Raw genomic sequence first — 6973 nt, 5'->3', positions numbered from 1 at the left:
CCGGTGAAGTACATCGTCACGCCGGCCGCCTCGGCCGCGGCCACGACCTCCTCGTCCCGGATGGAGCCGCCGGGCTGGACGACCGCCCGGACCCCGGCGTCGAGCAGGACCTGCAGCCCGTCCGCGAAGGGGAAGAAGGCGTCCGAGGCGGCGACGGCGCCCCGGGCCCGCTCGGCGCCGTCCTCGCCCAGGGTGTTGGCCCGCTCGACGGAGAGCCTGCAGGAGTCCACCCGGTTGACCTGGCCCATGCCGATCCCCACGGAGGCGCCGCGGTCGGCCAGCAGGATCGCGTTGGACTTCACGGCGCGCAGGGCCTTCCACGCGAAGGCGAGGTCGGCGAGCGTGCGCTCGTCCGCGGCCTCGCCGGCAGCGAGCGTCCAGCGCCCGGGGTCGTCGCCCTCGGCGTCGAGCCGGTCGGCGACCTGCAGCAGCGCCCCGCCGGAGACCTGCCGGTACTCCAGGGTGTCGCGCTCGAAGCCCTCGGGCAGCTCGAGCAGGCGGATGTTCTTCCGGGCGCGCAGGATCTCCAGGGCCTCGGGCTCGAACGCCGGGGCCACGACCACCTCGGTGAAGATGTCCTTGACGGTCTCCGCCATGGCACGGGTGACGGGCCGGTTCGCCGCGATCACTCCGCCGTACGCCGAGAGGGGGTCGCACGCGTGGGCCTTGCGGTGGGCGTCGGCGATCGGGTCGGAGGCGCCGGGGGTGGCCACGGCCAGTCCGCAGGGGTTGTTGTGCTTGACGACGGCCACGGCGGGCTCGTCGAAGTCGTACGCGGCGCGCAGCGCGGCGTCGGCGTCCACGTAGTTGTTGTAGGACATCTCCTTGCCGTGCAGCTGGTCCGCCTGGGCGATGCCGGGGGACGCGGCCTCGTCGACGTAGAGGGCGCCCTTCTGGTGCGGGTTCTCCCCGTAGCGCAGGGACGCCGAGCGCTGGAGGGCGAGCCCGGCGTAGGGCGGCCAGAAGTGCGCGTCCTCGTCCCGGTCGAACTGCTGGGCCGTCCAGGTGGCCACGGCGGTGTCGTAGGCGGCGGTGTGGGCGAAGGCCGCGGCCGCGAGCCGGCGCCGGGCCGCCAGGTCGAACCCGCCGTCGGCGGCGGCCTCGACCACGGCGTCGTAGGATCCGGGGTCCACCACCACGGACACGGCGGCGTGGTTCTTCGCGGCGGCGCGCACCATGGACGGGCCCCCGATGTCGATCTGCTCGACGACCTCGTCCTGGCCGGCGCCCGAGCGCACGGTGTCCGCGAACGGGTACAGGTTCACGACGACGAGGTCGAACGGCTCGATCTCCAGCGCGGCGAGCTGGTCCACGTGGTCCTGCTTCCGGCGGTCCGCGAGGATGCCGGCGTGCACGCGCGGGTGCAGGGTCTTCACGCGGCCCTCCAGGCACTCCTGGAAGCCGGTGACCTCGGAGACCTCCGTCACGGGCACCCCGGCCTCGGCGATCCGCCGGGCGGTCGAGCCGGTGGAGACGATCGCGACGCCGGCCCGGTCCAGGCCGCGGGCGAGGTCCTCGAGACCGGTCTTGTCGTAGACGGACACCAGGGCCCGCTTGATGGGCACGCGGTCAAGCTGGATGGGACTCACAGGTTCTCCAAGCGTCGGGTTCGGGTCGGCCGGCGGATTCCGCCGGGGACCAGTTTACGGACCCGCGCCGGGGCGGCTCACCGGACCGGCACGGAGCGGGCGAGCGCCCCGAGGGTGTCCACGAGGAGCTCCCGCTCGGCGGCCTTGATGCGCTCGTGCAGCCGCGCTTCGGTGTCCTCCGCCAGCACGGGGACGGCCGCCTGGGCGAGGATGGGCCCGGCGTCGACGTCGGCGACCACTTCGTGGACCGTGACACCGGTGACCTTCACCCCGTGGGCCAGGGCGTCGCGCACGGCGTGCGCCCCGGGGAAGGACGGCAGCAGGGAGGGGTGGGTGTTGACGATCCGGCCGGCGAAGGCCTGCACGAACCGGGCGTCGACGATCCGCATGAACCCGGCGAAGAGCACACGGTCGGGGGCGTAGCCGGCCACGGCCCGCTCCAGCGCCCGGTTCCACCCTTCGCGGTCGGCGTGGTCGGACGGGCGCACCAGGAACGTCTCGACACCCGCCTGCCGGGCTCGCTCGAGACCGAGGCAGGGCTTGTCGGCCCCCACGGCCGCGATCTCCACGTCGATCCGCCCCTCCCGGACGGCGTCGAGGACGGCCTGCAGGTTGGTGCCGGAACCGGAGACCATGACCACGATGCGCATGCCCCCGAGTCTAGCGGCGGCCGCCCGGAGGCCTGTCCGGGGTGCCCTAGAGTGAGGGGCATGACCCCACCCCGACCGCACCCCGAGGACCCCGACAGCCGGCGCGTGGCCGCGACCCGGACGACGGCCACCGGACTGGTGTGCGCGGCCGTGGCGCTCCTGCTCGTGGGCTCGGGCCTGTGGACCACCGTGGCCGGGGTCGTCGCCGCCGCGGCCGGGCTCGGTCTGGGCATCGCCGGTCTGGTGCGGTCGCGCCGGACCACGCGCCGGGGGCTGCTCGCGGTGAGCGCCGTGGCCGCGATCGTGCTGGGCACCGCCGGACTGCTGACGGGAGGGGCACGTCTGGCGCTGTGGCCGGTGACCACGGCCTACGAGCAGTGCGTGGCCGGCACGCTCACCCTGTCCGGGACCGCCCGGTGCCAGGCCCAGCTCGAGGAGGAGATCTGGCGCTACCTCTCCGGCGGGTCGCCCGCGGTTCCCGGGGACGCCACCGGCTCCCCAGCCGGCTCCCCCGCGACCGGCCCGGCCCCGGGCTGAGCGGCCCCGGGCGCCCGGCGGCCGGCCGAGCGCATCGCCCGCCGCGCCGCCGCCTCGGACCGCCGCCGGCGGCGGGCCTCCCTGGGGTCGGCCGGAGCACCCTCGGCGCCGCCGCGGGACGGCGCGAACGGGGGCTCGTGCTCGAGCCACGGCCCCAGCACGTAGCCGACGGTGGCGCCCACGGCCACCTCCGCCCCGAACCACAGGAGCACGTCCGGGCCGTGCGGACCGATGTCCGTGAGTCGGCCCAGGCCCAGCGAGCCGTGCGCGAGCCAGCTGAGCAGCATCGCCAGCACCCCCGCCACCGCGCCGGTGAACAGACCGGTCAGGGCCGTGGAGAGCGGGAAGGTGAGCCAGCGGCCGGGCAGCCGGATCGCCATCCAGTCGTCGAGGTGGTTCTCCCCCTCGCGCAGGAACCACCAGCCGGCCAGCACCCCGGCCAGCACCGGGAGCACCACCACGACCAGCGACCAGGCCGGCAGCTCCGCGGGCGGCAGCGCGGCGAGCGCCGGGAGCAGCGGCACAGGCCCCGGGCTCGTGCCGAGGGGCGAGGCGTGGACGCCGGTGCCGACGTCGAACCCCGCGCCGGTCGCCCACGCGAGCGCGTACACCGCGAGATTGGGCAGGTAGCCCAGCTGCAGGCCCGTCAGGGCGGTGTCCCCGGGCACTCCCGTGCCCAGCCGCTGGTAGACGGTGACGACGTCGTTCCAGTTCCACACCAGCGCGGCGGCCAGCAGGCCCGCACCGATGCCCACCCCCGCGACGGCCGCGAGGAAGCCGGCCCGGAGCACGGCCCACACGTAGGAGCCGGCCCAGCGGGAGTACTGGCTCGTGCGCTCGACCCACGCCGCGGCGTTGACGCCGATCAGCCCGGACAGCGAGCGCGAGGCCCGGTAGGCGCCCACGAACGCCCCCAGGGCCGCGGGCAGGAGCGGGAAGACGGCGGCCGCCGCCGGTGACACCGAGACCTCACCGGTGCTCACCAGCAGCGCCGCCAGCGCCCCGGCCGCGGAGTACACCGCCAGCCCGCTCAGGTACGGCTGCCAGAACTGCCCCTCCCAGCAGGCGCGCGCGAGCCGCCGGCCGGCCCGCCAGGCCAGCGCGAAGGGGATGAGCGTGAGTCCCAGCGGCACCAGGTCGACCATCCCCGTCGTCCGGGGGAGGCCGGCGCCGGGGTCCAGCGCCACCTGCAGCGGCGTGAGGTGGGCGAGCAGCCACACGTGGCCGGAGAGGACGATGCCGCCGGTGAGGCCGAGCGTGTCGAAGCCGTCGGCGAGCCACACCATGAGGACGGTCAGCAGGACCAGGAGGTAGGACACCACGGCCACCGAGCCGAGTTCCACCACGCCCTGCAGCCACAGCGGCATCGGCACGTCGCGGCGGTCTGGGGAAGAGGAGCTGGAGTTCATCAGGGCCCATTCTCCCACGGCGGGGCGCCCGCCCCGGCGGAGGCTTCACGGACGCTTCACCGGGGGGCCACGTGCCGCTTCCCCGCCGGCCGTCCGGGCCGGTGAGGCTCGGGAGCATGAGAGTCGCCGTGGTCGCCGAGCAGTTCCTCCCCCACGTCAACGGGGTCACCCACTCGGTCCTCCGGGTCGTCGAGCAGCTGACGGCGCGCGGCCACGANCGACGTCGTCGTGGCCGCCCCCTCCTACCAACCGGCGTCGCCGGGCCGGTTCGGCGAGGACGCCGTCGAGGAGATCGACGGCGTCCCGGTCCACCGGCTGCCCGCCGTTCCCCTGACGGGCTACCCCGACGTGCGGGTGGCCGGCGGGACCGTCGCCCGGGTTCGGCGGCTGCTGGAGCGCTTCGCGCCCGACGTCGTCCACGTGGCCTCGCCGTTCGTCCTCGGCCGGCGGGCGATCCTGGCCGCGCACCAGCTGGACCTGCCCTGCGTGGCCGTGTACCAGACGGACGTTCCCGGCTACGCGGCCAAGTACGGGGCGCCCTTCCTCGAGCAGCTGCTGTGGTCGCAGGTGCGCGCCATGCACAATCTCGCGACCCTCACCCTGGCCCCGTCCTCGTCGGCGGTGCGGCAGCTGGACGAGCACGGGGTGCGGGACGTGGCCATGTGGCGGCGCGGCGTGGACACCGTGCGCTTCTCCCCCCGGCACCGGGACGAGCGGTGGCGGCAGGAGGTCGGCGACGGCCGCCGGATCGTCGGCTACGTGGGCCGGATCGCCCCCGAGAAGCAGGTGGAGGACCTCGCCGCGGTCGCGGACCTGCCCGGGGCCCGGCTCGTGGTCGTGGGCTCGGGCCCCGAGGAGGACGTCCTGCGCCGCCGGCTGCCGGGTGCGCACTTCACGGGCCGGCGCACGGGTGCGGAGCTGGCCCGGATCATGGCCTCCTTCGACGTGTTCGTCCACCCCGGGGAGTTCGAGACCTTCTGCCAGACCGTCCAGGAGGCCATGGCCTCCGGGGTGCCCGTCGTCGCGACGGGCCGGGGCGGACCGTTGGACCTCGTGGACTCCTCCCGGACCGGCTGGCTCTACCCCCCGGGCGACCTGGGCGCCCTGCGCGGGCACGTGGCCGACCTCCTGGGCGACGACGCGAAGCGGGCCGCCTTCGGCGCGGCCGCGCACGCCTCGGTGCAGGGCCGGACGTGGGAGGCCCTGACCGGCCAGCTGCTCGAGCACTACGAGCACGCCCGGCGGCTCACCGCGACGGGACGGGCCTCTCGGCGCAGGCGCGCGGCCTGAGCGCCGGCTCCCCGCCGACCGGATCCTACCGGCGGGCGGCCGGGGCTCCGCCGCGGGGCGGGGCGGCGCCGAGCACGGGCACGCCGGTCCCGGCGTACCGTCCCGGTTCCGCCGTGAGGACGGTCAGCCCGTGCACGAGTGCCGTGGCCGCGGTGAGGCCCGCCACGGGGTCGGCGGCGCCGGCCGCGCCGAGCGCGCCCCAGGCCCGGCCCACGGCCGCGTCCACGGCGAGCACCCGCTCCGGGAAGCGCAGCTCGAGCTGCTCGGCCCACAGCACCTCGTCGGGGCGCCCCGCGAGCAGTTCGCCGAGGACCAGCGCGGGGAGGAACAGCCTCCGGTGCCCGTGCCGGCGGAGGACGTCCGCGAGCTCCGGGCAACGGTCCGGGGTGCGCACGCCCAGTACCACGGAACGGTCCAGGAGCAGGTCCACGGCGTCGGTCCTCGGTCGCGCGCCGGATCAGGCCGCGGCGGCGAGCCGGCCCCGGGCAGGGGCCAGCAGGAACTCCACGAACTCGTTGCGGGGCTGCACCACGCGGGCGTAGTCCTCGATGCTCATGGCGGCGGAGCCCAGGGTCTCGTCGGGGCGGCCGGAGGCGGGAACAGGAGGAAGGGCGTCGAGCATGACCGGGATCCTTCGTGCGCTCTTGCTCGCACCGGGTGCCGCCTGTGCGGCGATGCGAGCCGCTTCGTCATCCGAACCACCCGTGAACATGGGGTTGGTGCCCGGTCTAGTCGGAGCTTGCCGACCGGGTCTCTTGAAGCTCCGTCCATTGAACCACATCCGCCCCGTGCCCTGGGAACCCGTGCCCGGGGAACCCGCGCCCTCGGAGGCGGCCCCCGGCCGGACCCCCGGCCGGGGGCCGGCGGGGCATCGTTCTCCGCAGCGTCATCGGGCCGACACCGGACCGACACACGGGGCCGGTGCAATGGTTCCCGGGGGCGCGGCCGGCCACCGACCATGACGGTGCGTGACACACATCACCGGACTCGTGGCAGGCGTCGGACGGTCAGGGTAGCCTGGACGTGCTTCTCGAGATGCAGCGTCCGCGTGCGCGGGGGCGGACGTCCGTCCCGCCCCGGAGCCCGCGGAGGGGCTCCGACCCGTTGCGCGCCAACCCGAGGTTCACGGGTGGATCGGATGACGAAGCGGCAGGCAACGACCGCGGATGCCTGCAAGAACGTCAGGAGAGAACATGACCATGTCCGAAGAATCACCGACGACCACCACCGATCAGCGGGAGGACTGGGTCGACGTCACCGTCACCGCCCTCCCCCACCTGCACCTCGTCCGGCTCACCTCCACGGACGGCAATGTGCAGGAGTACCTCAGCCCCGAGGCCGACGACCTCGCCGCGGCGGCCGAGCACACGGCGGGCAGCGCGCAATGGTGCGCCAAGTACCGCCAGCTCCTCGTCCCCGGCGCCCTCGCGGCGACCGGGCGGCAACCGTTCTTCAAACTGCAGCCCTCCTCCCTCCCGCTGTCGGCGTAGCCGGCGGG

The 6973-nt window shown here is 75.3% G+C and carries 7 protein-coding genes, 1 pseudogene and 1 riboswitch; of the genes and pseudogenes, 3 read left to right on the top strand and 5 right to left on the bottom strand.

The window, feature by feature from the left end; genetic code table 11:
- Nucleotides 1–1589, bottom strand: a 1589-nt coding sequence (gene purH, locus ACH9EU_RS03590) for a bifunctional phosphoribosylaminoimidazolecarboxamide formyltransferase/IMP cyclohydrolase (protein WP_396412567.1), incomplete at its 3' end; no start/stop codon positions are given.
- A 77-nt stretch (nt 1590–1666) separates the two neighbouring features.
- Nucleotides 1667–2239, bottom strand: a complete 573-nt coding sequence (gene purN / locus ACH9EU_RS03585; RefSeq protein ID WP_396412566.1) for a phosphoribosylglycinamide formyltransferase — start codon at nt 2237–2239, stop codon at nt 1667–1669.
- 60 nt (nt 2240–2299) lie between these two features.
- Here purN and ACH9EU_RS03580 point away from each other — a divergent pair, with 60 nt between their 5' ends.
- Nucleotides 2300–2776 carry a hypothetical protein gene (locus tag ACH9EU_RS03580; RefSeq protein WP_396412565.1) on the top strand — a complete coding sequence of 159 codons (477 nt, stop codon included), beginning with the start codon at nt 2300–2302 and terminating at the stop codon, nt 2774–2776.
- Here the strand turns inward: ACH9EU_RS03580 and ACH9EU_RS03575 are convergent.
- Nucleotides 2689–4185, bottom strand: coding sequence for a cell division protein PerM (locus ACH9EU_RS03575; RefSeq protein WP_396412564.1), 1497 nt, complete (start codon nt 4183–4185; stop codon nt 2689–2691). The two genes, ACH9EU_RS03580 and ACH9EU_RS03575, sit on opposite strands and share 88 nt — an antisense overlap.
- A gap of 116 nt (nt 4186–4301) precedes the next feature.
- On the opposite strand from ACH9EU_RS03575, the pseudogene ACH9EU_RS03570 reads away from it, so the two are divergent.
- Nucleotides 4302–5475 (top strand): annotated as a pseudogene (locus ACH9EU_RS03570) (glycosyltransferase family 4 protein).
- 25 nt (nt 5476–5500) lie between these two features.
- On the opposite strand, the gene ACH9EU_RS03565 reads toward ACH9EU_RS03570, so the two are convergent.
- Both ACH9EU_RS03565 and ACH9EU_RS03560 read right to left on the bottom strand, forming a co-directional pair.
- The gene (locus ACH9EU_RS03565) at nt 5501–5905 is read right to left on the bottom strand and encodes a hypothetical protein (protein WP_396412563.1); all 405 of its coding nucleotides are present in this window, start codon (nt 5903–5905) and stop codon (nt 5501–5503) included.
- Nucleotides 5906–5932: 27 nt separating this feature from the next.
- A complete protein-coding gene (locus tag ACH9EU_RS03560; protein ID WP_396412562.1) occupies nt 5933–6097 on the bottom strand; it encodes a hypothetical protein in 165 nt (54 codons plus the stop codon).
- A 13-nt stretch (nt 6098–6110) separates the two neighbouring features.
- Nucleotides 6111–6236, bottom strand: a riboswitch (SAM riboswitch).
- 432 nt (nt 6237–6668) lie between these two features.
- Between ACH9EU_RS03560 and ACH9EU_RS03555 the strand changes: the two genes are divergently transcribed.
- Nucleotides 6669–6965 carry a hypothetical protein gene (locus tag ACH9EU_RS03555; protein ID WP_396412561.1) on the top strand — a complete coding sequence of 99 codons (297 nt, stop codon included), beginning with the start codon at nt 6669–6671 and terminating at the stop codon, nt 6963–6965.
- Nucleotides 6966–6973: the final 8 nt, after the last annotated feature.

Origin of the sequence: Kocuria rhizosphaerae (genome assembly GCF_044462265.1) — a bacterium.
Classification (GTDB): domain Bacteria; phylum Actinomycetota; class Actinomycetes; order Actinomycetales; family Micrococcaceae; genus Kocuria; species Kocuria rhizosphaerae.
Note: the sequence above shows the minus strand (reverse complement) of the source record. Positions and strands in the feature narration are given on the sequence as shown.

Coding starts and splice junctions, on each gene's coding strand:
- purN (WP_396412566.1), bottom strand. CDS start 2,239: ATGCGCATCGTGGTCATGGTCTCCGGTTCCGGCACCAACCTGCAGGCC.
- ACH9EU_RS03555 (WP_396412561.1), top strand. CDS start 6,669: ATGACCATGTCCGAAGAATCACCGACGACCACCACCGATCAGCGGGAG.
- ACH9EU_RS03575 (WP_396412564.1), bottom strand. CDS start 4,185: ATGAACTCCAGCTCCTCTTCCCCAGACCGCCGCGACGTGCCGATGCCG.
- ACH9EU_RS03560 (WP_396412562.1), bottom strand. CDS start 6,097: ATGCTCGACGCCCTTCCTCCTGTTCCCGCCTCCGGCCGCCCCGACGAG.
- ACH9EU_RS03580 (WP_396412565.1), top strand. CDS start 2,300: ATGACCCCACCCCGACCGCACCCCGAGGACCCCGACAGCCGGCGCGTG.